The organism is Stagnimonas aquatica (genome assembly GCF_003730135.1).
GTDB lineage: Bacteria > Pseudomonadota > Gammaproteobacteria > Nevskiales > Nevskiaceae > Stagnimonas > Stagnimonas aquatica.
This window is the reverse complement of sequence record NZ_RJVO01000001.1, coordinates 412362-438860: the sequence shown is the minus strand read 5'-3', so window position 1 is coordinate 438860 and position 26499 is coordinate 412362. Positions and strand designations below refer to the sequence as shown.

Sequence of the window (26499 nt, the reverse complement as noted above, 5' to 3'; positions counted from 1 at the left end):
GGGCCCGGCAATGATCTGTCTGAGCTTCGAAAGCCGGCTGGCCGCCGCGCCGGAAACCGTCTGGGCGTCGGCCTCGACCATGGCCGGGGTCAATGCCGAGCTGGGCCCCTGGGTGCGGATGAGCTATCCCGCCGAGCGCGCCGCGCTCGATGCTCAGGCCGTGCCGCTGGGCGAGCTGCTATTCCAGTCCTGGCTCTGCGTGTTCGGGCTGATCCCCTTCGACCGCCACGCCCTGGTGCTGGAGCAGCTCTATCCGGGCATCGGCTTCGACGAGCGTTCGAGTTCCTGGATGCAGAAGGTCTGGGTACACCGCCGCCGCATCGAGGCCATCCCTGGCGGCTGCCGGGTCAGCGACGAGCTGGAGATCGCGCCGCGCCTGCGCCTGCAAGCGCCGCTGGTGCGCTGGCTGGTGGCGGCGCTGTTTCGCCACCGCCATCGTCGGCTCCGCGCCCGCTACGGCGCCCTCGCGGGCTAGCGGCCGTGAACACGCTGCAACTGGTCTCGCTCGCCGCCGCGCTGGGCTGGGCCAGCGGTCTGCGGCTGTACGCGGTGCTGTTCGCGGTCGGCCTGGTCGGCTATTGCGACTGGGCGCCGTTGCCCTCCGGCCTGGAGGTGCTGGCGCATCCCTGGGTGCTGCTGGCCTCGGGGCTGATGCTGGTGGTGGAGTTCACTGCCGACAAGGTTCCCTGGTTCGACAGCCTCTGGGATGCCGTGCACACCTTCATCCGCATTCCCGCCGGCGCGCTGCTGGCGGCGGGCGTGTTCGGCGAGGCCGGTGGCGCCAGCGAGCTGGTCGCCGCCATTGTCGGCGGCAGTCTGGCGGCCGGCAGCCATCTGACCAAGGCCGGCACCCGCGCGCTCGCCAACCAGTCGCCGGAGCCGCTCAGCAACTGGAGCCTGTCGCTGGGCGAGGACGCCCTGGTCGGCGGCGGTCTGGTGCTGGCCTTCCTGCATCCCTGGTTGTTCCTGGCGCTGCTGGGCCTGCTGATCCTGCTGGCGCTGTGGTTGCTGCCCCGGCTCTGGCGCGCCTTGCGCGGCCTGCTGGCGAAGCTAAGCGGCAAGCGCCCTGAAGTATCCTCCGCGCCATGAGCGAATCCCTGATCACCCATCGCGGCGGCTGCCACTGCGGCGCCGTGCGTTTCGAGGTCGAGGCGCCGGCGCGGTTGCGGGTGCTCGACTGCAATTGTTCGCTGTGTCGGATGAGCGCATTCCAGCATGTGATCGTCCCCGCCGCGCGCTTCCGTCTGCTGCAAGGCGCGGCGATGCTGAGCGAATACCGCTTCAACACCGGCGTCGCCCGGCACCTGTTCTGCCAGCGCTGCGGCGTGAAGAGTTTCTATGTGCCGCGCTCGCATCCGGACGGCTACAGCGTCAACGCCCGCTGCCTCGACGCCGGCACGGTGACCGGCATCGACATGGAGCTGTTCGACGATACCCGCCGCGAACAGAGCACGGCGGCGGTCGCGCATCTGAGCCGGGCATGAAGCGCGTCCTCGGCGAGCTGCGCATCATCGGTGGCGACTGGCGCAGCCGCCGCATCGCCTTCGACGCCGACCCCGCCATCGGCCTGCGCGCCACCCCGGACCGCGTGCGGCAAACCCTGTTCGACTGGCTCAGCCCGCTGATCACCGGCGCCGAGTGCCTGGATCTGTTCGCCGGCACCGGCGCGCTGGGGCTGGAGGCGCTGTCGCGCGGTGCCGCGCGCTGCTGCTTCGTCGACAGCGGCGCGCCGCAGATCGCCGGCATCCGCACCGCACTGGCCAAGCTCGGTGCCAGCGAGCGCGGCGAGCTGGTGCAGGCCGATGCCCTGCGCTGGCTGCCGTCGGCCGGGCGCTACGATCTGGTCTTCCTCGATCCGCCGTTCGCCAGTGATCTGATCGTGCGCGCCCTGCCGCTGCTGGTGCCGCATCTGAAGCCCGCGCACCGCATCTACGTGGAATGGAGCGGCGCGCCGCTGGTGCTGCCGCCGGGCTACGAGTGGCTCAAGTCCAAGGAAGCCGGTCGGGTAAGCTACGGACTCATCGCCTACACCGCTCTACTGACATGACCATCATCGCGGCGTACTCCGGCACCTTCGACCCGGTGACCCTGGGCCACAACGACATCATCCATCGCGCCGCGCGGATGTTCCCCAAGCTGATCGTCGCGGTCGGCTCCAACATCGCCAAGAACCCGCGCTTCACGCTGGAGGAGCGCTGCGCGCTGATTCGCGCCGCCGCCGCCGATCTCAAGAACGTCGAGGTGATCGGCTTCAGTGGCCTGGTGGTGGACTTCGCCCGCGAGCACGGCGTCACCGTGCTGGTGCGCGGCGTGCGCAACGGCGTCGATGTCGACTACGAGAAGCAGATGGCGGTGATGAATCGCGATCTCTACCCCAAGCTCGACACCGTGATGCTCACCCCCAGCCCGCAGTACGCGCATCTCTCGTCCAGTCTGGTGCGCGAGCTGGCCGGCCTGGGTGCGCCGGTGGAAAAGCTGGTGCCGCCGCCGGTGATCGCGCCGCTGCTGGAGCGTTTCGGCCGACCGACGCCGGACGCCGGAACCCGTCGCCGGCGGCGCTAGCGCCGAATCCACGGCAAGCAAGTGGGAGACAGGACAACTTATCCACGCCGCAGTGACTGGCATGCCAGCTGCTAGCCGTTATAGTGCTGGGGTGCGTCACGAGCATGGCGGCGCGCTCAAAGTTTCTAACAACAATTCCGTTGATTCGAGGGCAGGACTCATGAAATTCGGTATCAAAGCTGGCGCGGTTCTTCTAGGTGCGGCGGCTGCGCTGGCAGCGCAGGCCCAGGACAACAACGCCTACTCCGTCAAGCTTCCGCCCGGCGTGAAGGTTGGCGACGTGGTGCCTCCGGCCGCCACCGCCGGAGCCTCCCTGGGCTCGCCCATCGGCTTCGGTGCCAGCTGGGGCAATGCCGGCGTCGGCTTGTACACCCAGACTTTTGACGGCCCTCAGGTGCAGGACGATGTCGACGGCGGCGCCGGTTTCGCCATCGGTTTCGGCAACGCCAAGAAGGCGGTCGGCCTCGAAGTCGGCTTGGCGCTGTCCTCGCTCTGGGGTGGCTCCAATGCCGGCGGCAGTTTTGGCGAGAACGGTTCGTTCAGTGCCAAGCTGCACACCCAGCTCCCCGGCTCGGCCTCCATTGCCGTTGGTGCGACCAGCTTCGGTCGCTTCGGCAACTCCAACGACGCGCGGGCGACCAGCGTCTACGTTGCCGGCACCAAGGTGTCGCGGCTCGGCAAGTACGCGCTGGCCACTAACCTCGGCTTCGGCAACAAGGAATTCGCCGGCAAGTACACCAACGACGACGACGGTCTGGCGGCCTTTGGCTCCCTGGCCTTCTACTTCAATCCGCAGATTTCGCTGATCGCCGACTACACCGGCCGCCTGCTCAACGCCGGCGTCTCGGTGGCGCCGCTGCGCAAGTACCCGCTGACCCTGAGTCTGGCGGCGATCAACACCACCGGCCGTTACGATGGCCACGCCGAAGCTGCGGTTTCGGTGGGCTACGGTTTCCGTTTCTGATCTGAGGACAAGACAATGATGAACAAGAAAATCGGCCTGACTCTGATGGCGGCGGCCTCTCTCTTCTCTGCTACAGCGGCGGCGCAGCTCGGCCCCTATCTTCCGGCCTCGATCGGTAACCAGCAGCCCGTGAGCGTTGCCGGATTCTCGGCGGCCTTCAGCTTCGGTGATGCGGTCGTCTTCACGCTCACCGGAGAAAATTCCGACGGAGCGACGCTCGCCGCCGTCCCCGCTGACGAGGCTTCGGTGGCCAGCGCCCGTAGCGCGCAGGCCAGCGAAGGCGCCCTGCCCAACGGCACCTACACTTTCGTCGACGAGGACGGTGCGACGGCGCGGGTGAAGATCGAAGACGGCGAAGTGACCGCTGTTCACTAAAGGTCGTTGCGGTTGCTGGCGGCCACCGCCGCCAGAGCCTTCAATCGGTGTTGCGGTAACCGAAGGCCGGCCCCTGGGGTCGGCCTTTTGTCTGTCCCTTGCCTGATCGTGCGGCAGCCCGCTGCCACGGCATGTCCAGCCAGAACGGCAGAGGCTGGGCCACGCCCTGGCCTGCCGCCTCAGCCGCCGGCCGCCTGGCTCGCGGCCCCGAGGAAGCGCCATTCCAGCCCGGCGCCAAAGCGCCGCGCGTCGCCGAGGTAGGCGGCCTGGCGACCGACCACCGTGTCCAGCCGGTAGGTGCTGTAGCTGGCGTCGAACAGGTTGAGTCCGTAGGCGAACAGCCGGACGCCGTTGGCGAACTGGTAGCCCAGCTTGGCGTTGAGCAGGGTGTGCGCCGGATTGCGCTGGTCGGCGGCATTGTCGGCGCCGGAATAGCTGCCGCCCTCGTGCACCACATCGGCGTTGAGGTTCCAGGCCCCGGGCTTCCAGGTAAAGCCGGTGGATGCGGTAAGCCGTGGTGAGCGTGGGAACTGGTGGCCGGCATAGTCGTCGCTGGCGGTTTGGAACTCCCGGTACTCGGTGCGCGACAAGCCCAGCGCCGCGAACAGCTCCAGCCGGGGCCGCAGCGGGCCGCGTGCTTCCAGCTCCAGACCGTGCAGGCGCGAGGCCCCAGCGTTGACGATGCGGGTGTCGAAGCTGCTGGTGCCGATGTTCACCTGCTGGTCGCGCCAGTCGATGCGATAGGCGTTGAAGCCCAGCGCCAGACGCGGCAGTGGCCGGCCCTTGAGCGAGAACTCGTAATTGCTGGTGAATTCCGGCCCGAAATCGTGCTGGCCGCCGCCGATGCTGATCGGCAGGTAGCTGTAGCTGATGCCGCCGGCGCGATAGCCGCGTTGCCAGCTCAGGCCGGCCATCCAGGTCTCGGCGAAGCGGTAGCGGGCGGCAAGCTTGGGCAGCCAGGCCGTGTAGTCGGTACGTACTGGCGGCGAGGCCTCCGGCCCGAAGCCGACGCTGCTGAGCAGGGCCTGGGTGTAGGCGTCGTTGCCCTGGGTATTGTTGGCCAGCTGTCGCTGCTGCTGCTCGCTGTCGTAGCGTCCGCCGGCCGTGAGCGTGAGCGCGCCGATCGGGTAGTCCAGCTCCAGGAACAAGGCCCGGTTCTTCACCGTGGTGTCGTTGTCGTCGCTGCGCAGCACCAGATGCTCCGGCGTGGCCGAGAACACCGCCGCGCACTGCGCCAGGCTGACATCGGGATCGCCCAGCGCCGAGGCGCAGAGGCCGGTGCTGTAGAGCCCGTAGTAGAGCGGCAGGGCGTAGGCGTTGTGGATGCGGCTGTCCTGCTGCGAGTAGTAGGCGCCGATCACTGCATTCAGGTCGCGGCCGGCCAGCGGTAGCTGGAAGGCGGCGCGCGCCTCCTGGCTGAACAGGTCGTCCTGGGAGTTGCTCTGGTAGTCGCCCAGCGGCAGCTCGGTTTCATCGTAATCGCCGACCCGGTCATAGCCGGCGTCGAGGTAGGTGCTGAGCAGGGTGAAGTCCACGCCGCCGGCGCGCAGGGTCTGTTCCAGTGCCGCCGAACGGCTGCGGTTGTTCGACCAGGCCGGTGCGTTGGCGAGCGAGATGCGGTCCTTTTCGCGGCGGGTGCTGGCTTCGACATAGCCATCGCCATAGCCCTCGCGCGCCTCGCTCAAGGTCAGCAGGGCGCGGTAGGCCTCGCCGAAGGGAGTGAGTTTGAGCTTGCCGCGCAGGGTCTGGTTGTCGAAGTGGTTCCAGCGCGGGTCATCGCGGGTCTCGTTGAAACTGGGGCCGTCGTCGCGGTTGCGTTCCAGGCTCAGTCGGAAGGCCGCCACCCCGGGCAGCAGGGCGCCGCCGCCGGCCACCGCCGCGCGCGACTGATTCTGGTTGCCGCTGCTGATCCGGGTGCGCAAGTCCCAGGCCTCGGTCGGGTCGCGGGTCTTGAGCACCACCGCGCCGGCCAGCGAGTTGCGGCCCTGGTTGGTGGACTGTGGACCGCGCAGCACCTCGGCCTGCTCGGCATCCCAGACCGACAGCGAGCCGATGCTCTGGCCCCAGCCTTCCTGCGGCACGCCATCGACGGTGATCACCGCAGTCTTGCCGTCGCCGCCGGTGGGGCCGTAGAGCGGAATGCCACGGATGGCGAGACCCTGGGCAGTGCCGACATTGGCCATGCGGCTGACCAACTCGTTCAGGGTCTGCACCGGCGACTCGTCGATCTGGCGGCCGTTGCGCAGGCCGACGCTGGTGGTGGTATCGCTCTCGCTGCGGCGGAGTTTCTCGCCGGTGACCGTCACCGTTTCCAGGGTGACTGCCTCCATCGCCGGTCGATCGGCTACGGCCTCCGGCGATGCGCTATTCGGGTCATTGGCGTTGGCGACGCCGGCAGTCAGGCAGGCCAGCAGGGCCAGACGGGAAACGGGGCAACAGGCAGAGGACATGGCAGCGCTCGTGGTGGACCGGAAGAGAGGCCGGGTCGCGAGGGCTGCCTTGGCGGGGCGGATGATAGACGAGAATTAATCGCATTGACAGGCCGGGCCGCTGGCGCCGGCCAGCGGCCTCGCGGTGCGCATCGCGTACCATTCGCCGGATGAAACGCGCACCCCGTGGAGCGGCCTGATGGCCCTCAAGATTGTCGACAGCTGCATCAATTGCGACGTCTGCGAGCCGGTGTGCCCGAATCAGGCGATCTACCAGGGCGTGGAAATCTACGAGATCGACCCGGAGCGCTGCACCGAGTGTGTTGGCCATTTCGACGAGCCGCAGTGCCGCAAGCTGTGCCCGATCGACGACTGCATTCCCCAGGACCCGGCGCACGTCGAGAGCCAGGAGCAATTGCTGGCCAAGTTCCGGCGGCTGACTTCCGGCGAGCTGGCGCCGGTCTGAGCCTGGCGCTGGCCTTGCCGCAAAGCTCGGCGAGGCAGCAGCCATCCGCAGCCTGGTGGGCTGCGGCGGCTGCGCTGCATCGGGTGTTTAGGACAGCCGAGGCGGACTGGCCTGACAAGGAGCGCCGCTCCCGCCGGTGCAGGACCGAGGGCTTGCGGGTAGTTTCGCCAGGGGCGGGCGAAACTTAAGCCTGGATGTTCTTGCCGTAGAAGATTTCCATGATCTCGTGGTTGACGCGATCACGGATGCGCTTGGTCTCGCGCGGCGGCAGCTCGCTGGCACCCTCGCCGAACAGATAGGTGTCGAGGTCGAGTTCCTTGAGCTTCATCTTGGTGTGGAACAGGTTCTCCTGGTAGACGTTGACGTCGACCATGTCGTACTTGTCACGGATGTCGCGGGCGATGAAGTTCTGGATCGAGTCGACATTGTGGTCGATGAAGTGCTTCATGCCGCGCACGTTTCGGGTGAAGCCGCGCACGCGGTAGTCCATCACCACGATGTCGCTCTCGAAGGACTTGATCAGGTAGTTCAGCGCCTTCAGCGGGCTGATCTTGCCGCAGGTGGAGACGTCGATGTCGGCGCGGAAGGTGCTGATGCCGGCGTCCGGGTGGTTTTCCGGATAGGTGTGGACGGTGATGTGGCTCTTGTCCAGATGGCTGACCACGCTCTTCTTCTTGCCGCCCGAGGACGGGCCGGGGACCGGCGTCGGCAGGCCGTCGAGATGGCCTTCCGAGATCAGCATGGTCACCGAGGCGCCCTGCGGGTCGTAGTCCTGGCGGGCGACGTTGAGGATGTTGGCGCCGATGATGTGCGCCACTTCGGTGAGGATCGCGGTGAGGCGCTCGGCGTTGTAGGCCTCGTCGATGTACTCCACGTACTCCTGCTGGTGCTCCTTGGTGCGGGCGTAGCAGATGTCGTAGATGTTGAACGACAGCGTCTTGGTCAGGTTGTTGAAGCCAAGCAGCTTCAACTTGGGATTGCTGGTGGGTTTGATCTTGGCCAAGGCGGTAATCCCCCGTGAAGGCGGCAAACGAAAATCCCCGCGAGTCTAGGCGCGGGGACAGGCTGTGTCGGTTCAACGACGCAGAACCGTATTATCCCCCAAATTTCCGACCTTTGCGCGTGAAGCTTTCATGACGCCGACGGCTGGTCGCTGGAGAATGGCTCAGGAAGGCTCGCGAATCTCGAAATCGTGGCTGATCTTCACGCCAGCATTGGCGAGCATGATGCTGGCCGAGCAGTATTTCTCGGCGGAAAGCTTCACCGCCCGCTCGACTTGTGCGGGATTCAGGCCGCTGCCGCTGACCACGAAGCGCAAATGGATGCTGGTGAACACTTTCGGCTCGGTTTCGGCGCGTTCGGCATTCAGCTCGCAGTAGCAGTCACTCACCGGCTGCCGGGCCTTTTTCAGGATCATCACCACATCGACGCTGGAGCAGGCGCCGACGCCCATCAGCAGCAATTCCATCGGCCGGGCGCCGAGGTTGCGGCCGCCGATCTCCGGCGGACCGTCGATCACCACCGCATGCCCCGAGCCGCTCTCGGCGACAAAGGCCATGTTTTCCACCCACTTGATGCGTGCCTGCACGTTTGCTCCTGGTTGATCCGGTTCTTCTGGTGCCGTCCAGAAGCTATGGTATGGTCGCAAAAATGCAAGGAAGTAGTGCCGCGACCGCACTTTTTCGGGATAACCATGTTCGACAAGCCGGCTTTCCAGGCCTTCATCGCCCAGGCCACCAAGCGCTCCTACCCGCCCAAGCACTCGATCATCCGTGCCGGCGACGATCCGCAGACCGTCTACCTGATCCTGGAAGGCTCGGTCAGCGTCTCGGTGCACGACGAGGAAGAGCGGGAAATGGTGCTGGCCTACCTGAATCCCGGCGAATTCTTCGGCGAGATGTGCCTGTTCCCGGAGCAGAAGACCCGTACCGCCGAGGTGCGCACCCGCACCCATGCGCTGATCGCCGAAATCGGCTTCGAGGCCTTCCGCCGCTTCATCCGTGAGCAGCCGGAAATCTTGCTGGAATTGGCCGGTCAGCTGGCCAAACGCCTGCGCGCCACCACCCAGAGGCTCAGTGATCTGGCCTTTCTCGACGTGCAGGGCCGGGTCGCCCACGAGATTCTCAACCTCTGCCGTCAGCCGGACGCCCAGCCGCACGCCAAGGGCACCCTGGTGCGGATCAGCCGCCAGGAGCTGGCGCGCATCGTCGGCTGCTCGCGCGAGATGGCCGGCCGGGTGCTGAAGAAGCTGCAGGACGACGGCACGGTCGCCGTCCAGGGCCGCAGCATCGTGGTGCTGGGCGTGCAGACCACCAATCCCGCCCGCCCGGCGCGGCTAGGCCGTTAGGGCACGCAGCGCCGCGCCGGGCGAGTCCTGGCGCATCAGCGACTCACCCACCAGGAAGCGGTGCACGCCGGCGCCGCGCATGCGATGCACGTCGGCCTGGCTGGCGATGCCGGACTCGGTGACCACGTCCATGCCCGCCGGCAGGCGCGGCAGCAGGTCCAGGGTGGTTTTCAGGCCCACCGCAAAGGTCCGCAGGTTGCGGTTGTTGATGCCGAGCAGGCAGTTGCTCGGCAGCTTGGCGTTCAGCACCACGTCCAGCTCGGCGCCATCGTGAATCTCGATCAGCACGTCCATGCCGCGGCCGCTGGCCTCGGTGGCCAGATCCTCCAGTTGCTTCGGCGCGAGTGCGGCGACGATCAGCAGCACGCAATCGGCACCGATGGCGCGCGCCTCGGCGATCTGCATCGGGTCGACCAGGAAGTCCTTGCGGATCGCCGGCAGCGCGCAGGCGGCGCGTGCCTGCACCAGAAAGGCGTTGTGGCCCTGGAAATACTGCTCGTCGGTGAGCACCGACAGGCAGGCGGCGCCGCCGTCGGCGTATTCGCGCGCGATCCAGGCCGGATCGAAGTCGGCGCGGATCAGGCCCTTGCTGGGACTGGCCTTCTTGATCTCGGCGATCACCCCGGCCTCGCCGGCGGCGACCTTGGCCGAGAGCGCCGCAATGAAGCCGCGCGGCGGCGACTGCTCGGCGCCCAGGGCGTCGAGCGCAGCCAGCGAATAGCGCTTGCGCAGGCGCGCGATCTCGTCCTGCTTGGTGGCGAGAATCTTGTCGAGGATGTCGCTCATAACGGTATTCAGAGACCTTTGATGCGGCGCGTGGTCGCCACGAAGCCGTCGAGTTTCGCGCGGGCGGCGCCGCTGGCCAGCACCGCACGGGCGCGGGCGATGCCGTCGGCGATGTCGCTGGCGACGCCGGCGGCATAGAGCGCGGCGCCGGCGTTCAGCGCCACGATCTCGCGCGCCACGCCGGGCTGGTTGTCGAGCGCCGCGAGTAGTAGCGCCTTCGAGGCGGCGGCGTCAGCCACCGCCAGGTTGCGGGTGGCGGACATGGCGATGCCGAAGTCCTCGGGATGGATCTCGTACTCGCGCACCTGGCCGTCGCGCAGCTCGCCGACCAGGGTCGAGCCGCCGAGAGTGATCTCGTCCAGCCCGTCCTTGCCCCAGACCACCAGGGCGCGGGTTGCGCCCAGGCGTTGCAGCACGCGCACCTGGATGCCGACCAGATCGGCATGGAACACGCCCATCAGGATGTTCGGCGCGCCGGCCGGATTGGTCAGCGGCCCGAGGATGTTGAAGATGGTGCGCACGCCCATCTCCTTGCGCACCGGCGCCACCGCCTTCATCGCCGGGTGGTGATTGGGGGCGAACATGAAGCCGATGCCGCTGGCGGCCAGGCTTTCCGCCACCTGCGCGGGTTGCAGGTCGATGGCCGCGCCCAGGGCTTCCAGCACGTCGGCACTGCCGGACTTGGAGGACACGCTGCGGTTGCCGTGCTTGGCGACGGTGGCGCCGGCGGCGGCGGCCACGAACATCGAGGCGGTGGAGATATTGAAGCTGTGGGCACCATCGCCACCGGTGCCGACGATGTCGAGCAAGGCCTCGCCGGGGCTGGCCTGGTAGGGCACTTTCAGTGCGAACTCGCGCATCACCAGCGCGGCGGCGGTGATCTCGCCGACGGTCTCCTTCTTCACCCGGAGGCCGGTGAGGATGGCGGCGGTCATCACCGGCGAGACCTCGCCGCGCATGATCGCGCGGAACAGCTCCACCATCTCGTCCTGGAAGATCTCCCGGTGCTCGATGGCGCGTTGCAGTGCCTCCTGCGGAGTCAGGCTCATGGGGCGACCTCCGAAAGCGACGAGCGCTGGGAAACGGATCGTGGTCGGTCGCCGCCGCCAATCGCCTTTCCGTCGATCCCGCTGCGCGCTCGCCCAATGCGTGAGCAGTGCTCGCACGGGCGATTGGGCTCAGGCCTCGCCGGGTAGCTCATGGGTGTTGCTCCAGAAAATTCTTGAGCATCGCGTGGCCGTGCTCGGTCAGGATCGACTCGGGGTGAAACTGCACGCCCTCGATGGCCAGGGTCTTGTGGCGCAGGCCCATGATCTCGTCGATGCTGCCGTCGTCATGCTGGGTCCAGGCGGTGATCTCGAAGCAGTCGGGCAGGCCGACGGTATCGACGATCAGCGAGTGGTAGCGCGTCGCCGTGAACGGCGAGGGCAGGCCGGCGAACACCCCCTGGCCGGCGTGGTGCACCGGCGAGGTCTTGCCGTGCATCACCTGCCGCGCCCGCTTCACGGTGCCGCCAAAGGCCTGGCCGATGCTCTGATGGCCCAGGCAGACGCCGAGGATGGGGAACTGGCCTTGCAGCCGCTCGATCAGCTCCAGGCAGATGCCCGCCTCGTTGGGCGTGCAGGGGCCGGGCGAGAGCACGATCTGGCTGGGCTTGAGAGCGGCGACCGCATCGACGCTGATCTGGTCGTTGCGATGCACTTGCACCTCCTCGCCCAGCTCGCCGAAATACTGCACGAGGTTGTAGGTGAAGGAGTCGTAGTTGTCGATCATCAGGATCATAGGAGGCCTGTCGATATTGTTTTTATCGTGGGCAGTCAATGACTGCGGCGCCTGGCATGCACCGTTTCATGCGCGTGGTTGGGGCCTGGGCGACAGGCCGGACACTGGCGGGTCGAAGGGAAACATGGGGACGCCTGGATAAGAAGGAGATTGCGAGTCGCAAGGACCGAGCGGCAGCGCGACACGGCATGCCTTCGGGCAATCAATCAGGGTCGCCAACGCCAACGAAACACCGCATTTCTCTCAGGAATCGAACGCACAAAGTTTAACCTGCGTCGCGATCCCATGCTGGCCAATGGCGCCAACCCCCTGGGCCCGACCAGGCCTCGTCGGGGGCTGATTCCGCTGTACCCGCCGGGTTTTTGAGGATGCGTCGGCTCCGAACTTCCTCCTTTCTTGGCGCCGCCTCTCAGTGAATATGGCGTCACGAATCGAACCCGAGGTGCATCCCCGCCATGAACTCGCCCCGCGCCAAGTCCGCTGTTCGCAGTGGCCGGTTAGCTGCCAGGCGTGCCTTTGTCGTGCAGTTGGACGAGGACATGCCCGCTCGACTCACCGAGCCTGTCAGCGGTCGTGTTGAAAATATCGCCACTGGTGAGCAATCCCTGTTTGATTCCCTGGACGATCTCGAAAGCTTCATGCGCCGGAGCCTGGCCAACGGCGATTGAGGCGGCGGGGCTGGCTTGCCCGGAAGGCGGGCCCGGTAGACTCGGCCACTGCCGACGAGCCCCGACTAGTCACCGATGAGTGTCACCCCAGCGATCTGTTTCGGACCGTACCGCCTGATCGGGCAGAACGGTCCCTTGCTGCGCGATGACCAGGAAATCAGGCTGCAGCGCAAGGCGCTGGGCGTGCTCTGGACGCTGGCCTGCCGGATGGGCGAGCCGGTCACGCGCTCCGACCTGATGGACGCAGTCTGGCCCGGCGCCATCGTCGTCGATGATGTCCTGAGCTTTCAGATCAAGGCCTTGCGCCAGGCGATCGAGGACGACCCGCGCAACCCGCAATACATCCTCACGGCCCACCGCATCGGCTTCCGCCTGGTGAATCCCGGGGCTGCGGCCACCCCGCCGCCGGCCAGCAACTTCGTCGGCCGCGAGGCGGAACTCGAGTTCCTGCGCGAGACGCTGGCGCGCGCGGCGCAGGGCCAGCGGCAACTGCTGTTCGTGTCCGGAGAAGCGGGCATCGGCAAGACCGCGCTGGTCGACGACTTTCTCGCGCGGCTGCGCAACGACAGCCCAACGATCCAAATCTGGCGGGGCCGTTGCCTGGAAATGACCGGCGAAACCGAGGCCTACCAGCCCGTCCTCGACGCGCTGGAAGGGGGTGTAAGCAGCCCCCAGGGCGATCAGCTACTCGACCAGTTGCGGGCCAGCGCGCCGTCCTGGCTGCGCCAGCTGCCAAGGTTTCTCGCGCCGGACGAGCTTGAACACCTGCGGCGTATCACCTCGGGCACTCCCCCGGAGCGGCAGCGGCGCGAGCTGGCCGAGGCGCTGGAGGCCTACACCGCCAGCCGCACGCTGGTACTGGTCGTCGAAGACCTGCACTGGAGCGACGCGTCCACGGTCACCGTCCTGGACCTGCTGGCCCAGCGCGAAGCGGCCGCCCGGCTATTGGTGATCTGCACCTGCCGCTCGGTCGAGACCATCCTCGGCCAGCACCCGGCGCGGGCATTGCAGCTCGGGCTGACCGCCCGAGGCCGCGCGCAGACGCTGTTTCTGGCACCGCTACCGCCGGACGAGGGGGGGCGGCTGATCGAACGGCGCCTGGCCGGCGTTAGCGCCGGGCAACGCGAGGCGCTGCTGCTCCGCAGCGGCGGACACCCCTTGTTTCTGGTGCACCTGACCGACTACCTGCGCGATCTGGACGCCGGTGCGGGCGGCGGCGCGGGCTTGGACGGCATCCTTCCGCCGCAGCTGCGCGAGCTGATCGAGCTACAGCTTTCCCAGCTGACGCCCAGCGAGCAGTTGCTGCTGGAAGTCGCCGCAGTCACCGGCCGGGAGTTCGCCGCCGCCGCCGTATCGGTCGTCAGTGGCGTCGCCGTCGAAGCGGTCGAGGAGGCGCTGGAGTCGCTGGCACGGCGCGGCCTCTTCATCGTCGAGAACGGCCTCGCGATCTGGCCAGACGGAACCGCGAGCGGTCGCTTCCAGTTCCGGCATGCGCTCTACGGGCAGACGCTGCGTCTGCGGCTGGGCGCCTCGCGGGAGGCACGCCTGCACCGGCGCCTGGCCGAGCGGCTGGAGCAGGCCTACAGCGGTCGCGACGCCGAGATCGCCAACGAGCTGGCACACCACTACGAGGCCGGCGGCGTCGCCGCCAAGGCGGCGGAGTGGTGCGTGCAGACCGCGCAGAACGCGCTGGACCGCCTGGCCCCGCACGAGGTCCGTGAGCAGGTGGCGCGCGGCCTGGGCCTGCTGGAGTCACTGGCGCCGGATGCCGAGCGTCACCGCATCGAGTTGCGACTGCGGGTCATCGCCAGTCTCCGGCTGCAGATGGAGCAGGGTTACGTCCCCAGTGCCGGCGACGATCACCGCGACCGCATCGACAGCTTGATCGAACTGGTCGGTGATGATCCGGCGAGCATTGCCGCCATCGGCGCGCAATGGGCCTCGCGGCACTTCAACATGGAGTTCGAGCGCGCCATCAATTTCTCCGAGCGCATGCGCGACATCGGCCGCGCCACCCGCAGCGCCAACATGGAGTGCATCGGTCTCGGCTGGGCGGCGCACAGCCTCCACTGCCTCGGCCAGCATGAAAAGGCCGACCATTACGCGGCCGAGGGGCTGCGGCTGGCCTCGGTCGACGAAGGTGCAGGTCACTCAGTCAGCGCGGATGCGCTGATGAGCTTGCTGGGCGCGCGCGCAATCACCCGCTGGATCCTGGGCTACCCGCTGCAAGCCTTGGAGGCCGGCGAGCGCGCCGTGACCGTGGCCGAGCAACTCCGCAATCCCTACCGATACGTCATGGTGATCTGCATATCGCGGGGGATGCTGCTTGAATTCGTCGGCGACTATCCGAGGTTGCTCACCACGGCCACGGAAATACTGGAACTGAGCCGGCGTTGCGGCCATCTGGAAAGCCAGCGCTGGGCCCGCGTGCTGCTCGGCGTCGCCCAGTACCGCACGGGCGATCCGGAGGCCGCCCTGCGAACCCTGCAACCGGTACTGGACGAAATGCGGCAACGGGGGCTGGTCCTGCAAGTGCCGCTGGGCCTGGTCAACACCGCGCGTGCCTGGTCCGATCTCGGCGAGCACGAGCGCGCCCTGGCGACCGCCAACGAGGCGTTGCAACTGATCCGCCGACACGGCCACCGGCCCTGGGAGCCGGAAGTGCTGCGCGCCCTCGGGGAGCTGCAGTTGAAAGCCCGGCCAAGGGCCATCGCGGCAGTGATCGCGCCGATCCAGGAGGCGCTGGCGCTGGCACGCGCCCGAAAGGCACTGTCCATGGAATTGCGCGCCGCCACCAGCCTGGCCCGCCTCCTCGGCCGGCAGGGCAAGGCGGGCGAGGCCCTGGCGCTGCTGACGCCGGTGCTGGAGCGGTTCACCGAGGGCGGCGATCTGCCGGATCAGTGCGAGGCACGCGCGCTGATCGCCACTCTGCAACGGTAGGCCAGCGAGGCCGGTGCGGGTGCCAATCGCTGCTCGCCGCTTGCAGCAAGGCTCCCGCCGCCGGGCCTTGCTCCGGATTTCCTCCGTTTTTAAGCCCACCGCCCAGCGATACTGCATCCCGGGCCGCCACCGGAGCGGGCGTCCGCAGCCACGCGGCATGCAAAGGCGCGACTTCCGGCGGAAGCCAGCCTGGCCGGTCGCGAGCCCCGAGCGGCTAGGCCAGTGTCGCCGGCCCTGGCCGGTCTGGATGTCCGATGGGCCTCTGGCCCGCGTGCCTTAAGGGCGCAAGGCCGCAGCAAGCCCGTGGCCGAGTGCCGTCCTCTCCACTTCAGGGATGCAAGCCGTATGTCGACCGTCTGCCTCTGCATGATCGTCAAGAACGAAGCCCACATCATCCGGCGCTGCCTGGATTCCGTGCGGCCGTTCATTGATCACTGGCTGATCGTCGATACCGGGTCCACCGACGGCACCCAGGCCCTGATCCGGGAGCATCTGCGTGCACTGCCCGGCGAGCTGGTCGAGCGGCCCTGGCTCAACTTCGGCCACAACCGTTCCGAAGCCCTGGCGCTGGCGCGCGCGCGGGCCGACTACCTGTTCGTGATCGACGCCGATGAAGTGCTGCAACTGCCGCCGGACTACCGCCGACCGCCGCTCCAAGCCGATGCCTACACGCTGGATGTCCACTTCGGCGGCGTCAACTACGGCCGGGTCTGCCTGCTGCGGTCCGCGCTGCCCTGGCGTTACGTCGGCGTGCTGCACGAGTATCCGGATTGCGGACAGCCGGTCGAGCGGCCGCTGCTGCCGGGCCCCAGCGTGCAGGTGTACACCGACGGCGGCCGCAGCCAGATCGACACCGCCACCAAATACGCCCGCGACGCCGAGGTCCTCGAAGCGGCCCTGCGCGACGAGCCGGACAATGCCCGCTACGTCTTCTACCTGGCCCAGAGCTACCGCGACAGCAACCAGGCGGAAAAGGCGCTGGCCGCCTACGAGCGGCGCGCCACCATGGGCGACTGGATCGAGGAAACCTGGTACGCCCTCTATTCCGCCGCCCAGCTCGCCGAAGCGCTCGACCGCAGCGCGGCGGAAGTCACCGACCGCTACCTCCAGGCCTACCAGTGCCGACCGCAGCGTGCCGAGGCGCTCAGCGCGCTGGCCCGCTACCAGCGCCTGCGCGGCCAGTACGCGCTCGCCCGCCTGTTCGCCGAGCGGGCCATGAACACGCCCATGACCGACGACATTCTGTTTGTGGACCGTGCCGACTATGGCTGGCGCGCCGCCGACGAATACGCGGTGTCCAGCTACTGGACCGGCGACTACGAAGACAGTCGCCGGGTCTGCGAGCGTCTGCTGGCCGGCGCCGAGCTACCGGCCAGCGAGCGGCCGCGCGTCGAGGCAAACCTCCGGTTTGCGCTGGAGGCGCTCTGGAAGCGCCCAACCTAGGGGCGCGCGCTTCGATTCCGGAGCGAGGCCACGGGTGGCTCCGCAGGGTGGAGCAGCTTGTCGCAAGGCAATAACTGGCACTGCGCGGGGCTAGGCCGTGCCGGCTGGCCGCAGGGTGATCGGGGGAATCGTGGCGCCTGCGGGTCCGGCCCCCCGTATTTTTTTCGAGCCTCCAGTTGCTCCGAACTTCCTCCGTTCTTCCCGAGGGTGTGTGCCTAGTCTTCTGGCTCACGAATCTGCGGTGTTGGTCACCGTGGGCGTCAACGACAATCCCCAGGGGTTTTTAGATGAACTTTCAGCGCAAGCTCTGCACCAGCTCGATGTTGATTGCCGCGTGGTACGCGGCGCCTGCGGCGGCGGACCTACAGATTTACAGTGCCAGCATTCTGTCGAACACCCTGTACATCGACGGCCGGGAATTCACGCCGCCGTCCTCGACGATTGAACCGCTGATTCAGCTCAACGGCAGCACCTTGCAGGTGTTGCAGAAGAGCGACGACCACCTGGAAGCGCGGGTGCCGAGCGGTTTTCAGCTGTCGCCGGGGGTGAGCTACCAGCTGTACGTGTCCTCGCTGGGTGACCCCAACCGGTTTGGGTCGCTGACCAAGGACCAGAACCTGGCCGAGCATTCCGCCAGTCTGGCGCTGGTGGCGCCGTCGGGCGCGGCGGGCGCCACGGGTGCGACCGGCGCCACCGGCCCTGCGGGCGCTAAGGGCGCCACGGGTGCCACTGGCGCCGCCGGCACGGCGGGTGCGAAGGGCGCCACCGGCGCCACCGGCGCCGCCGGTGCCAAGGGAGCCACGGGCGCTACCGGTGCGGCTGGCACTGCGGGTGCCAAGGGAGCCACGGGCGCTACCGGTGCTACCGGCGCGGCCGGAGCCGCGGGTGCCAAGGGCGCCACCGGCGCGACCGGCGCCCAGGGTCTTCAGGGCGTGCAGGGCCCGCAAGGCATACAGGGCCTGAAGGGCGCGACCGGCGCGACGGGTCCCACGGGGGGCACCGGCGCCACGGGAGCGACCGGTATCGCCGGCGCCACGGGTGCGACCGGCGCCGAAGGTGGGCTGGTCAGCAGCTTCCAGGGCGAGTGGAGCAGCGGCAGCAACTACAACGCGGGCACGGTGGTGACTCACGACGGCTCCAGCTGGCTGTGCACCGCGAGCACGCCGCCCTGTTTCGGTGTGCCGGGTACCGACGCCAACTGGACCGCCCTCGCGAAGGCCGGCGCCAAGGGCGCCACTGGTGCTGCCAGCACGGTGGCCGGCCCCGCTGGAGCGACGGGGGCCACGGGTGCGACCGGGCCTGCTGGTCCGGCGGGCGCGACCGGGATTCAGGGTCCGGCGGGTGCCACGGGGCCTGCGGGTCCGCAGGGCGCGACCGGCGCCACCGGTTCCGCCAGCACGGTCGCCGGCCCGGCCGGCGCGACCGGCGCCACGGGGCCTGCCGGCCCGGTGGGTGCCACGGGTGCCGTCGGACCGATGGGAGCCACCGGCGCGGTCGGCCCCGCCGGCGCCACGGGCGCGACCGGTGCCGCCGGCGCCGCCAGCACGGTCCCCGGCCCGGCCGGCGCGATTGGACCGACGGGTGCCACCGGCCCGGCCGGCCCCACTGGCGCGACGGGTGCCAGCGGCAACGCCACCCTCAGCGGTAGCGGCGCGCCAGCCAATACCCTGGGCAGCAATGGTGATTTCTACGTCGACACCACCAACAAGCTGCTCTACGGCCCCAAGGCCTCGGGGGCCTGGCCGGCCACCGGCATTGCGCTGGGCGGCGGCGCTGGCGGCGGGGCCACGCAGCAACTGTTCGTGGCCAAGACCACGGCGCAGACCACGGCACTCGGCAGCTCGATTTCCGATCCGGACATCATCAGCTGGGGCACGGCCAGCGTGTCGCCGCCGGCCGCCACCGGCAACACCTTTGACGGCACGGTGTTCACCGTGGGCACGGCGGGTCTCTACCAGATCACCTTGCAGGTCATCAACGAGGGAACCACTGTCAGCTACCCAGCGATTCAGATGGGCCCGACCTGGAATGACGGCAATGATTTTTACGGGTTCGGAGCCGCCTCCAACGGCACCCTCCAGAATCCTCACAAGGCTCGCGGGTGGCTCAACGTCACTACCTACTTCAACGTGGGCGATACCTTCCGGGTGCGGGTCGCCAGTGGCTCCACTGTTCTCGGCATCACACTGACTACCGATGGCAGCACCAACCTGCGGGTGGTGAAGCTGGATTGAGGCAGGCTCATTGTTGGTTGTTCGCCCGTGACTGTCGAAAACTCTCTCTGGCGCGCAGCCTACGACCGCGCGCTGGCTCTGCAAGGGGCTGGCGCGCAGGCTGACGCTCTGGCGCAGCTAAAGCCTCTGCTGGGCGGCGCGGCGCCGGCCCCGGTGCAGGCGCTGGCGGCGCAGCTCCACGAGCAATTGGGGCACTACGGCGAGGCGCTGCGGCTCTACGAGGCGCTGGCGGCTCGGGGCCCCTGGCAGGCCAGCCTGCAGAACGCCCGGGGGCGCCTGAGGGCCCACCATCTGCGACGGCCGGACGAGGCGCTAGCGCTGTTCGACGAGGTGCTGACACGCGAGCCGGGGAATGCGGAGGCGCTGTTCAACCGTGGCAACGCGCTGCGGATGCTGATCCGCCGCGAAGAGGCCATCGAGGCCTACCGCGCGGTGCTGCCACTGCATGCCGAGTACGCGAAAGTGGCGCTGCTGGAGATCGCGCGGCAGCAACGGGCGCTGCACGACTACGCGGGCGCCCGCATCAGCTACCTGCAGCTCTACCACGCCGGTGGCGGCACCCTGGAGTCGATCGGCTACCGCCTGGCCAACGAGCACCACCTCTGGCCCCCCGACCCGGCGGCCATCGCGCGGCTGGCGGGCGAACTGGGCGCGCGCTACGCCGCCCAGGCTCCGGCGGTGGCGCTGCCACCACCCTTGGAACGCGCGCCGGAGCGGCGCCTGCGCATCGGGCTGGTATCGGCCGACTTGTGGTCGCACCCGGTGGGCTTCTTCCTCGCCCCGCTGCTGGAGAGCGCGGCGGCGCGGCGCGCGGACTGGTTCGTGTACCACAACCGTGCGCCGCAGCCCGATGCCACGACCGAGCGGCTGCGCGCGCGCGTCACCCACTGGCAGGACGTGGCGGACTGGCCCGACGAGCGCCTGGCGCGGCAGATTCGCCAAGACGGCATCGACGTGCTGGTGGACCTCTCCGGCTACTCGGCCTTTCACCGGCTGGCCGCCTTCGCGGCGCGACCGGCGCCGCTGCAACTCAGCTGGCTGGGTTATCACGGCACCACCGGGTTGCCCTTCATCGACGGCGTAGTGGCCGACTGGCACTGCGTGCCGGCGGGCGAGGAACGGTTCTTCACCGAGCCGCTGCTGCGTTTGCCGCACACGCGTTTGTGCTTCACGCCACCCACAGACGCACCGGCAGTGGCCACGGCGCCCGTGCTTCGCCAGGGTGCGGTGACCTTCGGTTGCTTCCAGCAGGGCATCAAGCTGGGGCCGCAGGTGCTGGCCGCCTGGGCACGCATCGCGGCGGCGTTGCCGCAGGCACGCTGGGTGCTGGTCTCGGGCGACACCGAGTCCGGTGACAGCGACCGGGACCGCCTGCGGCGCCGTTGCGCGGAGGCGGGTTTCGCGCCCGCGCATCTGGAAATCCACGGCCGCCGACCCATGGCCGAATACCTCGCCGCCTACGCCGGGGTAGACCTGATGCTGGATACCTTCCCGTATCCCGGCGGCACCACCACCGCCGAGGCCCTGTGGATGGGCGTGCCGACGCTGACGCTGAGCACGCCGGGGATGCTGGGGCGGCAGGGCGAGCAGATCATGAAGGCATCCGGGATGCCGGAATGGGTCACCTACAGCGTCGATGAGTACGTGGCGCGTGCAGTCGAGGCCGGGCGCGGCGCGGCAAATGCCGCGTGGACGGCGCTGCGGCCGGCGCTGCGCGAGCGCCTCGTCACCACCCCGTTCTTCGATGGCGAGCGCTTCGGCCGCGACTGGATGGCGCTCATCGAACAGCGCGCGCGGGCGCAAGCGGTGCCGGTGCCAGCGCAGCAAGCTCGGCTGCTGTACTACCTGCCTTCCTTCGACCGGCCGTTCGGCGGTGTGAAGGTGATTTACGAGCAGGTGGCGGCGCTCAACCGCCTGGGCTTTCGCGCCTTCACCCACACGCCGCCAGGGTCCCGGGCCGGCGCCTACTGGGACGTGCAGAAGCACGAACTGCCGCACTGGAATCCCGGCCCTGGCGACGTGGTGATCGCGCCGGAGGTGATGCCGGCGGACTGGCTGCGGGCGGTGAAGGCGCAGGGCGCGTCGGTATGGCTGTTGGTGCAGAACTGGGCCTACGTCGCCGCGAGTTTCGAGGGTGCGCCGCCGGGGCAGGCTCCGTCCTTCGAGGGTGCGCTGGTGGTGTCCGATTCGACCGAGGCGGTGGTGCGGCGTTGCTTCCCGCAACTGCCCTGCTGGCGTGTCCCCCCCGCGATCACGCCGGTGGCACCCGTGGCCGGGTCCGCCCGCGCCGCCATCGCCTACCTGCCGCGCAAGCAGCCGGAGCTGGCGCGCTGGCTCCGCGCCGTATGGCCACGGGTGTTCCCTGACCTGGCCGATGTCGAGTGGATCGAGATCGACGGCCTGCCGCATGCGCAGGTGCTGGAACGCCTGCGGCAGGCGCGCTACTTCGTCTCGCTGCAGCACCAGGAAGGGCTGGGTCTGCCGGCGCTGGAGGCGATGGCGGCGGGCTGTCTGGTGCTGGGCTTCGCCGGCGTCGGCGGCCAGGAATACGCGCGACCGGACAACGGACTGTGGGTGACCGATGGCGACGGGCCGAGCCTGCTCGACACGCTCGCTGCCGCCCTGCGGCGCGAGCGCAGCGAACCGGGCGCCTTCGACGCCATGCGCCGCGCCGGTCAGCAATGCGTGGCCCGCTATTCGCCGTCGGCACAGGACGATGCGCTGCGACAGGCATTCGCCGAGATCGTGGCGCGCAGCGAGTCAGGGAAGGCGGTGGTGCCTTCGCTGCCGGCGACGTGGTGGGTCCCCGTGGATGTCCCCGGCGAGGGCCGCTCGACACGCTTTTACATGGACGCCTGCGGTGGTCGTGACCAGGTGGCCGCTGCCGTCAGCCGGGCCGGCTGGCAGGCCTATGAAGCGCCGTTGCCGCGCGTGATCGCGGAATTCTGCCGGCAACGCGCGCCGACCTTCATCGACGTTGGCGCGAATACCGGATTCTACAGCCTGCTGGCCGCCGCGACCGGCGCGGCAGCCGTGCACGCCTTCGAGCCGGTCCCCGAAATTGGCCGGATGTTCTTGGCCAACGTCGCCCAGTCGGGATTGCAGGCCAAGATCCAGCTCCACGAGAAGGGCCTGGGTGCTACGGCGGCCCGCCAGGCGCTGTACCTGCCTTGGTCTGGTCACGGGCTGATCGAAACCTCCGCCTCGCTGAACCGGAATTTTCGGTCGCACCACTCCGGCCGCTTGGACATCGCGGTCATGACGCTGGACGCGTTCCTGGACGGCGAGGCGGCCGACCTGGGTGGGCGGCCGGTATTTATCAAGATTGATGTCGAAACGATGGAGCCGGCGGTGATCCAGGGCGGCCTCCGGTTCATCGAGCGGCACCGGCCGCTTATGGCGGTCGAAATCCTGCCCGAAGGCGATGCCTCGTTCTTCGAACGCTTTTGCGCGGTGCACCGGTACCGACATCTCTGGCTACGGCCAGACCGCGCCTTGCAGCCCTCGCAGGACCGCATCGAAACCTGCGTCGACTGGCGCGATCACCTGCTGGTCCCTTGTGAGAGCGCCGCGGAACTATTGGCGCAGTTGGGCCACGCGCTGGTTGCGGCGTGAGCGCCGCGCGACCTGCCGGGAGGCACCCTGGCCGTGGGCTGCGGCCACGGCTCGGCTGTGGCGCGCAGGGGTTCTGGACAACCCCAAAGGCGAGGGCGCTCCTGCACAAGACGAGCAATGGCACCGCAGGCGGTGGCTGCCGGCCGGCTCCGGCCTGGGAGCACCTGCCGCGATGAAAGTGCACGCCACCGGGCTTCCGGAAATCCTGCTCCTGGAGCCGGCGGTCTTTGCCGACGAGCGGGGTTTTTTCACGGAAACCTACAACCGCCAGACCTTCGCCCAGGCGATTGGCAGCGATCCCGCGTTTGTGCAGGACAACCGCTCGGGCTCGGCCTACGGCGTGCTGCGCGGCCTGCATTACCAGGTCCGCCGGACGCAGGGAAAGCTGATCCAGGTTCTCAGCGGCAGGGTGTACAGCGTGGGGGTCGATATCCGCCGGTCCAGCCCGCGCTACGGACGCTGGACCGGCGTGGAGCTGTCGGCGCAGGCACGGCATCAGCTGTGGATGCCGCCGGGGTTCGCCCACGGGTTTCTGGTGCTGAGCGAGCATGCCGAGGTGTTCTACAAAACCACCGATTTCTACGATCCGGCCTCCGAGCGTTGCCTGCTCTGGAACGACCCCGACCTCGGCATCGGCTGGCCCGCGATCCGGCATGGCGCGGCGCCTCGGCTGTCCGCCAAAGATGCCGCCGGCCAGCGCCTGCGGGATGCCGAGACGCTGCCCTGAAACCGATGCGGATTCTGCTGACCGGGAGCCAGGGGCAACTGGGCTGGGAGCTGCGGCGATCCCTGGCCGGGCTGGGTGAGGTGCTGGCCACCGACCGTCGCGATCTGGATCTGGGCGACCCCGCCCAGGCGGCGCGGTTTGTCCGACACCATGCGCCGCAGGTCATCGTCAACGCGGCGGCCTATACCGCCGTGGACCGCGCCGAATCCGAGGCGCCGTTGGCGCATACGGTTAACGCGCTCAGCCCCGGGGCCATGGCGGAGCAAGCCCGCAAGATCGGCGCGCTGATGGTGCATTTCTCCAGCAATTACGTTTTTGACGGCCAGGCAGACCGGCCCTATCGGGAATCCGATCCGGTCGCTCCACTCTCGGTCTACGGACGCACCAAGGCAGAAGGCGAGCGCCGGGTGCGTGACAGCGGCGCGCGGCATCTGATCCTGCGGACGGCGTGGATATTCGGCGCGCACGGCCACAACTTCCTGGGCACGGTGCTGCGCCTGGCCCGCGAGCAGGAGCGTCTGCGGATGGTGGCGGACCAGATCGGCAGCCCCAGCTGGAGCCGTTCGCTTGCCGAGGCCAGCACGGCGCTGGTGTCCACACTCGCGGGCGCGCCGGCGGTCGCGGAAACACTCAACCTGACTGCGCAGGGCGCCGTGTCCTGGCAGGGGTTTGCGAGTGCCATCGTGCAGCAGGCGGCCTCTCGGGGGCTGTGTCCGCTCCGGCCGGTGGACCCCATCGCGAGTCGGGACTACCCCGCGCCGGCGAAGCGGCCGGCCTATGCGGTGCTGGACGGCAGCCTGCTTCGGGCGCGTTTCGGGATCCAGCTCCCGCCGTGGCAGGCGTCGTTGGAGTGTTGCTTGGACGCCATGGCAGCGGCCGTCGCGGGTGGTGGCCCGGGTGGCGGTCCTGGGGGGCAGTCGGCCCCGACGAGGCTGGCGGAATGAGGGCAGACAGCCGCAGCCTGGAGCCTTGGAAACCATTGGCGTGACTGCCGGGTGTTATCGCGGCTCCGGCCAGCGCTTGCGGTCCCGCAGCGCCAACGTAATACGCGGCACTCCGTGTCGGTTAATGTCAAAGGCTGGTCTCTCGTGGGTACCTGGCCCTGCCGGATCGTAGTTTTCCCGGGTGCCGCATTGCTCCGAACTTCCTCCGTTCTTCCCGAGGGGGTGTGCCTAGTCTTCTGGCTCACGAATCTGCGGTGTTGGTCACCGTGGGCGTCAACGACAATCCCCAGGGGTTTTTAGATGAACTTTCAGCGCAAGCTCTGCACCAGCTCGATGTTGATTGCCGCGTGGTACGCGGCGCCTGCGGCGGCGGACCTACAGATTTACAGTGCCAGCATTCTGTCGAACACCCTGTACATCGACGGCCGGGAATTCACGCCGCCGTCGTCGACGATTGAACCGCTGATTCAGCTCAACGGCAGCACCTTGCAGGTGTTGCAGAAGAGCGACGACCACATGGAAGCGCGGGTCCCGAGCGGTTTTCAGCTGTCGCCGGGGGTGAGCTACCAGCTGTACGTGTCCTCGCTGGGTGATCCCAACCGGTTTGGGTCGCTGACCAAGGACCAGAACCTGGCCGAGCATTCCGCCAGTCTGGCGCTGGTGGCGCCGTCGGGCGCGGCGGGCGCCACGGGTGCGACCGGCGCCACCGGCCCTGCAGGCGCTAAGGGCGCCACGGGTGCCACTGGCGCCGCCGGCACAGCGGGTGCCAAGGGTGCGACCGGCGCCACGGGCGCCGCCGGTGCCAAGGGCGCCACGGGCGCTACCGGCGCGGCCGGCGCAGCGGGAGCCAAGGGCGCCACCGGTGCCACCGGTGTGGCTGGCACGGCGGGTGCCAAGGGTGCGACTGGTGCTACGGGCGCGACCGGCGCCCAGGGTCTTCAGGGCGTGCAGGGCCCACAAGGCATACAGGGCCTGAAGGGCGCGACGGGCGCCACGGGTGCCACCGGGCCCACGGGTGCGACCGGCCTGGCCGGTGCCACGGGTGCGACCGGCGCCGAAGGTGGCCTGGTCAGCAGCTTCCAGGGCGCGTGGAGCAGCGGCAGCAACTACAACGCGGGCGCGGTGGTGACTCACAACGGCTCCAGCTGGCTGTGCACCGCGAGCACGCCGCCCTGCATCGGCGTGCCGGGCACCGACGCCAACTGGACCGCCCTCGCGAAGGCCGGCGCGACCGGTGCCACGGGGGCGGCCAGCACGGTGGCCGGCCCAGCCGGGGCGACCGGCGCCACCGGCGTGACAGGTGCCACCGGGCCTGCCGGCCCGCAGGGCGCGACGGGCGCGACCGGGAGTCAGGGGCCGGCGGGTGCCACGGGGCCTGCGGGTCCGCAGGGCCCGACCGGCGCCACGGGTGCGCAGGGGCCTCAAGGTCTTCAGGGCCTCCAGGGCCTCCAGGGCCCGGCGGGTGCCACCGGCGCCACCGGCTCTGCAGGTGCGGCCGGTGCCGCTGGCATCGGTGTCCCTGCCGGCGGTACGGCGGGGCAGGTGCTGTCCAAGGTCAATGGCACGGACTACAACACCCAGTGGACGACGCCGGCCTCGGGTGGCGGTGGTGGCGCCGCCAAGGTGCAGCTGCGGGCCAACAAAACCGGCGGCACCGGTGAGTCCTGTCCCCTGGCCACATCCACGACCCCAGTGGTTGTCGCGTTCAACAACATCCTCACCTCGCCTAGTAGCGGCAATACCTGGGACGGCAGCAGCTTTACCGTCGGCTCGGGTCAGGGCGGTCTCTATCTGGTTCAAGCGCGTTTGCACACCCTGGATCATCCGACGCCGTCCTCGACCGTCTCGGTACAGCTGACGCTCTCGATCAACAACGCTGCCTACAGCCCGTACAGCGATGCAAACATCTACGGCCCGTATCCGACGCAGAACTCGGTCACGGCAGCCGGCACCAAGGGCAAGGGCGAACTCATCACCTGGGTGCAGCTCGCGGACGGTGACAGCATCAAGCTGTACTGCCTCGGAGGTAACAGCAGCACCGCGCCCCAGGCTCTGGCGACCGACGGGGGTAGCAACCTCATGATCGTGAAGATGAACTAGCAGTGACCTAGCCCGGTTCGCCGCGCGGTTTGCGGCGAGCCGGGGCTGGGCGGTCTGGCGACTCCGACCGAGAGCCTGGCTGATGCCATGGCCAATCCCCGGGCGCGTGCCCGCAAT

The 26499-nt window shown here is 68.7% G+C and carries 23 protein-coding genes; 17 read left to right on the top strand and 6 right to left on the bottom strand.

Translation table 11 applies throughout. The annotated features are described in order from the left end of the window. The first annotated feature begins 10 nt into the window (after nucleotides 1–10). The 7 genes from ED208_RS01935 (at nucleotide 11) to ED208_RS01905 (ending at nucleotide 3901) form a co-directional block, all read left to right on the top strand. Entirely contained in the window at nucleotides 11–475 is a 465-nt protein-coding gene (locus ED208_RS01935; protein ID WP_123210162.1) for an Rv1443c family protein, read from the top strand. A gap of 5 nt (nucleotides 476–480) precedes the next feature. Beyond that, nucleotides 481–1089 (top strand): DUF4126 domain-containing protein, encoded by a 609-nt coding sequence (locus tag ED208_RS01930; RefSeq protein WP_123210161.1) that lies wholly within the window; start codon nucleotides 481–483, stop codon nucleotides 1087–1089. Then, on the top strand, nucleotides 1086–1484 hold the full coding sequence (locus ED208_RS01925) for a GFA family protein (RefSeq protein ID WP_123210160.1): 399 nt from the start codon (nucleotides 1086–1088) through the stop codon (nucleotides 1482–1484). The genes ED208_RS01930 and ED208_RS01925 overlap by 4 nt, the downstream gene beginning before the upstream one ends. Next, nucleotides 1481–2047 (top strand): 16S rRNA (guanine(966)-N(2))-methyltransferase RsmD, encoded by a 567-nt coding sequence (gene rsmD, locus ED208_RS01920; protein WP_123210159.1) that lies wholly within the window; start codon nucleotides 1481–1483, stop codon nucleotides 2045–2047. Before ED208_RS01925 ends, rsmD begins: the two co-directional genes overlap by 4 nt. Next, nucleotides 2044–2562, top strand: a complete 519-nt coding sequence (gene coaD / locus ED208_RS01915) for a pantetheine-phosphate adenylyltransferase (RefSeq protein ID WP_123210158.1) — start codon at nucleotides 2044–2046, stop codon at nucleotides 2560–2562. Before rsmD ends, coaD begins: the two co-directional genes overlap by 4 nt. 160 nt (nucleotides 2563–2722) lie before the next feature. Next, on the top strand, nucleotides 2723–3526 hold the full coding sequence (locus ED208_RS01910; protein ID WP_123210157.1) for a hypothetical protein: 804 nt from the start codon (nucleotides 2723–2725) through the stop codon (nucleotides 3524–3526). An 18-nt stretch (nucleotides 3527–3544) separates the two neighbouring features. After that, the gene (locus ED208_RS01905) at nucleotides 3545–3901 is read left to right on the top strand and encodes a hypothetical protein (RefSeq protein ID WP_148044656.1); all 357 of its coding nucleotides are present in this window, start codon (nucleotides 3545–3547) and stop codon (nucleotides 3899–3901) included. 179 nt (nucleotides 3902–4080) lie between these two features. Here the strand turns inward: ED208_RS01905 and ED208_RS01900 are convergent, their stop codons facing one another. Then, nucleotides 4081–6351: a TonB-dependent receptor gene (locus ED208_RS01900; RefSeq protein WP_123210155.1), complete on the bottom strand. Its 2271-nt coding sequence runs from the start codon at nucleotides 6349–6351 to the stop codon at nucleotides 4081–4083. Between the two features lie 178 nt (nucleotides 6352–6529). Here ED208_RS01900 and ED208_RS01895 point away from each other — a divergent pair, with 178 nt between their 5' ends. Next, nucleotides 6530–6796, top strand: a complete 267-nt coding sequence (locus tag ED208_RS01895) for a YfhL family 4Fe-4S dicluster ferredoxin (protein WP_123210154.1) — start codon at nucleotides 6530–6532, stop codon at nucleotides 6794–6796. Nucleotides 6797–6980: 184 nt separating this feature from the next. On the opposite strand, the gene speD is transcribed toward ED208_RS01895, so the two are convergent. Further along, nucleotides 6981–7790 (bottom strand): adenosylmethionine decarboxylase, encoded by an 810-nt coding sequence (gene speD, locus ED208_RS01890; RefSeq protein WP_123210684.1) that lies wholly within the window; start codon nucleotides 7788–7790, stop codon nucleotides 6981–6983. Nucleotides 7791–7961: 171 nt separating this feature from the next. After that, nucleotides 7962–8384: an OsmC family protein gene (locus tag ED208_RS01885; protein ID WP_123210153.1), complete on the bottom strand. Its 423-nt coding sequence runs from the start codon at nucleotides 8382–8384 to the stop codon at nucleotides 7962–7964. Between the two features lie 105 nt (nucleotides 8385–8489). Here ED208_RS01885 and crp point away from each other — a divergent pair, with 105 nt between their 5' ends. Continuing rightward, nucleotides 8490–9143: a cAMP-activated global transcriptional regulator CRP gene (crp, locus tag ED208_RS01880; protein ID WP_123210152.1), complete on the top strand. Its 654-nt coding sequence runs from the start codon at nucleotides 8490–8492 to the stop codon at nucleotides 9141–9143. On the opposite strand, the gene trpC is transcribed toward crp, so the two are convergent. From trpC to ED208_RS01865, 3 genes are all read right to left on the bottom strand, one after another. Then, nucleotides 9132–9929 carry an indole-3-glycerol phosphate synthase TrpC gene (trpC, locus tag ED208_RS01875; RefSeq protein ID WP_123210151.1) on the bottom strand — a complete coding sequence of 266 codons (798 nt, stop codon included), beginning with the start codon at nucleotides 9927–9929 and terminating at the stop codon, nucleotides 9132–9134. The genes crp and trpC overlap by 12 nt on opposite strands. An 8-nt stretch (nucleotides 9930–9937) precedes the next feature. After that, nucleotides 9938–10978 carry an anthranilate phosphoribosyltransferase gene (gene trpD, locus ED208_RS01870; protein ID WP_123210150.1) on the bottom strand — a complete coding sequence of 347 codons (1041 nt, stop codon included), beginning with the start codon at nucleotides 10976–10978 and terminating at the stop codon, nucleotides 9938–9940. A gap of 148 nt (nucleotides 10979–11126) precedes the next feature. Continuing rightward, complete coding sequence (locus ED208_RS01865) at nucleotides 11127–11711, bottom strand: anthranilate synthase component II (protein WP_123210149.1); 585 nt, start codon at nucleotides 11709–11711, stop codon at nucleotides 11127–11129. 455 nt (nucleotides 11712–12166) lie between these two features. Between ED208_RS01865 and ED208_RS01860 the strand changes: the two genes are divergently transcribed. From ED208_RS01860 to ED208_RS01825, 8 genes are all read left to right on the top strand, one after another. After that, complete coding sequence (locus ED208_RS01860; protein WP_123210148.1) at nucleotides 12167–12379, top strand: hypothetical protein; 213 nt, start codon at nucleotides 12167–12169, stop codon at nucleotides 12377–12379. A 75-nt stretch (nucleotides 12380–12454) separates the two neighbouring features. Next, nucleotides 12455–15319, top strand: a complete 2865-nt coding sequence (locus ED208_RS01855) for an AAA family ATPase (protein ID WP_123210147.1) — start codon at nucleotides 12455–12457, stop codon at nucleotides 15317–15319. 345 nt (nucleotides 15320–15664) lie between these two features. After that, nucleotides 15665–16762, top strand: a complete 1098-nt coding sequence (locus ED208_RS01850; RefSeq protein ID WP_199720478.1) for a glycosyltransferase — start codon at nucleotides 15665–15667, stop codon at nucleotides 16760–16762. 287 nt (nucleotides 16763–17049) lie between these two features. Then, nucleotides 17050–18996 (top strand): collagen-like domain-containing protein, encoded by a 1947-nt coding sequence (locus ED208_RS01845; protein ID WP_148044655.1) that lies wholly within the window; start codon nucleotides 17050–17052, stop codon nucleotides 18994–18996. A 27-nt stretch (nucleotides 18997–19023) separates the two neighbouring features. Then, nucleotides 19024–22611: an FkbM family methyltransferase gene (locus ED208_RS01840; RefSeq protein WP_123210145.1), complete on the top strand. Its 3588-nt coding sequence runs from the start codon at nucleotides 19024–19026 to the stop codon at nucleotides 22609–22611. A 172-nt stretch (nucleotides 22612–22783) separates the two neighbouring features. Further along, nucleotides 22784–23338 carry a dTDP-4-dehydrorhamnose 3,5-epimerase gene (gene rfbC / locus ED208_RS01835; protein ID WP_123210144.1) on the top strand — a complete coding sequence of 185 codons (555 nt, stop codon included), beginning with the start codon at nucleotides 22784–22786 and terminating at the stop codon, nucleotides 23336–23338. 5 nt (nucleotides 23339–23343) lie between these two features. After that, nucleotides 23344–24282, top strand: coding sequence for a dTDP-4-dehydrorhamnose reductase (gene rfbD, locus ED208_RS01830; RefSeq protein ID WP_123210143.1), 939 nt, complete (start codon nucleotides 23344–23346; stop codon nucleotides 24280–24282). A gap of 300 nt (nucleotides 24283–24582) precedes the next feature. Further along, entirely contained in the window at nucleotides 24583–26382 is a 1800-nt protein-coding gene (locus ED208_RS01825; RefSeq protein WP_199720477.1) for a carbohydrate-binding protein, read from the top strand. Nucleotides 26383–26499 lie beyond the last annotated feature (117 nt).